The organism is Roseixanthobacter psychrophilus (assembly GCF_043195195.1).
In the GTDB taxonomy this organism is placed as follows: Bacteria; Pseudomonadota; Alphaproteobacteria; order Rhizobiales; family Xanthobacteraceae; genus NCEH01.
This window is the reverse complement of the sequence record NZ_JBAFWT010000127.1, coordinates 1-1,534: the sequence shown is the minus strand read 5'-3', so window position 1 is coordinate 1,534 and position 1,534 is coordinate 1. Positions and strand designations below refer to the sequence as shown.

General features: G+C 69.1%; 5 protein-coding genes. All 5 read left to right on the top strand.

Translation table 11 applies throughout. The annotated features are described in order from the left end of the window. Positions 1 to 168 precede the first annotated feature (168 nt). Positions 169 to 396 carry a hypothetical protein gene (locus V5F77_RS28770; RefSeq protein WP_429008467.1) on the top strand — a complete coding sequence of 76 codons (228 nt, stop codon included), beginning with the start codon at positions 169 to 171 and terminating at the stop codon, positions 394 to 396. Then, entirely contained in the window at positions 377 to 604 is a 228-nt protein-coding gene (locus V5F77_RS28765) for a hypothetical protein (protein ID WP_429008466.1), read from the top strand. The genes V5F77_RS28770 and V5F77_RS28765 overlap by 20 nt, the downstream gene beginning before the upstream one ends. Then, a complete protein-coding gene (locus tag V5F77_RS28760; protein ID WP_429008465.1) occupies positions 601 to 972 on the top strand; it encodes a sigma factor-like helix-turn-helix DNA-binding protein in 372 nt (123 codons plus the stop codon). Before V5F77_RS28765 ends, V5F77_RS28760 begins: the two co-directional genes overlap by 4 nt. An 83-nt stretch (positions 973 to 1,055) precedes the next feature. Beyond that, a complete protein-coding gene (locus tag V5F77_RS28755; RefSeq protein WP_429008464.1) occupies positions 1,056 to 1,202 on the top strand; it encodes a hypothetical protein in 147 nt (48 codons plus the stop codon). 9 nt (positions 1,203 to 1,211) lie between these two features. Further along, positions 1,212 to 1,534: N-acetylmuramidase domain-containing protein (locus V5F77_RS28750; protein WP_429008463.1), on the top strand; the 323-nt coding region annotated here is incomplete at its 3' end.

The following is a 1,534-nucleotide window of genomic DNA, read 5'->3' as shown; positions in this document are numbered from 1 at the left end:
GGCGCGGTGTTGCGGGCACAGATCACCCGTCTCGCCGAGCTGGGCGAGCACGGCCCCTGGCCGAGCCGGGCGGCGCTGGACGCCATGACCGATTCCGCGCTGGACACGCTCACCGCCGATCTCGGCCGCACCCTGCGCCGGGCACAGCAGCGACGCCGGAAATAGCCGATGGCGACGCTCCGCCAGATCGCGGCCCGGATCGAGCGCAAGCGCAAGGCGCACCGCTCCACCGCCCGCGATCTGACGAAGCTCCAGGCCGCCCTGCACGCCCAGCTGCGCGCCGAGGTGGCGGCCGAGACGACGAGACGGGATGCGCGCCGGGCGCGCGCCGATCAGACCGCAACCGGGCAACTCGCCCTGGATCTGGATGCACCTCATGTCGCGTCGCAAGCGTAAGCACACGATCACCATCGAGCAGCTGATCGCCGCCTCGCCGGACCTGAAGCGCTTCGATGACCTCTGGCGCTCCATGGGCGCCGTCGCGACCAAGGCTCAACTGTTTCCGTGCCAGGACGGATCGCACACGGCGCGGGTGGTCTGGCGGCGACCCGGTGCCGTGCCTGTCTCGGCCACCTGCCTGGTTCGGGGGCTCGTGCTGGCGTGACCCGCGATCGCCGTAAGCGGACAGGCACCGCCGAGCTGGGAGGCCTGATCGCGCTCCTGGGCGACGATGCCACGCTCGCGCTGATCCAGGCGCATGCTGGCACGCGCATGTACGTCCCGCAGCTGGAGCGGACGCATCTCGTCGCCCTGATGGGCGAGGTTGCCACCGACGCGCTGGTGAAAAAACTCGGCAGCAACTATCTGAAGGTGCCTATCGCGCGCGAGTGGCGGGTGCTTGCCTATCGGGCGCAAGGGCGGTCATATGCGGAGATCGCTCGCCTGTGCGGCTGCTCCGAGGGTAACGTCTGGCGCATCCTTCACGAGCATGAGTTGACCGCTTCCCAGCTCGACCTGTTCGAACGCGCCTGAGCGCCGCCCCAGCACTGGGGCATGATCCATCCCGCTCTAATCCGTCACCTTGCCCCATCGGCCGCGCGGCCGGGGGGAGCATCGTGTCCGTCGTCATCGTCCTCACATTGATCCTGCTGTGCCTGTTTGGCGCATCGATCGTGTCTCGCTCCCGCACCTGGGACGAGCTGGGCGCGAGCCTCCTCATCGTCGCGCTGGTCGCCGGCTTGCTCGCCTGCGGCGTGCGATAGGAGACGCAGATGTTCGACGAGGATTTGGTCGCCGCCGTGCGCAAGGCCGCCGACGCGGCCGGCATCCCGCAGGCGGCATTGCTGGCGGTGGTGGAGATCGAGAGTGCCGGAAAGGTGCTGGAAGACGACGGCAAGACGCCGCGTCTCCTGTTCGAACGGCACGTGTTCTATCGCGAGCTGAAGGCACGGGCGCCTTCGAAGCTCGCCGATGCGGTGGCGCAGGGACTCGCCCTCGCGAAGCGGAGCCCGACCACCCAGTACAAGGACCAGGGCGCCTCCAGCAGCCGCCTGAAGCTGCTGGCCCGCGCCCGCGCCATTGATGAGGAATGCGC

Bases quoted from the DNA above. Each gene is read 5' to 3' on its own strand.
- V5F77_RS28770 (WP_429008467.1), top strand. From the start codon at position 169: ATGGCGACGCTCCGCCAGATCGCGGCCCGGATCGAGCGCAAGCGCAAG.
- V5F77_RS28765 (WP_429008466.1), top strand. From the start codon at position 377: ATGTCGCGTCGCAAGCGTAAGCACACGATCACCATCGAGCAGCTGATC.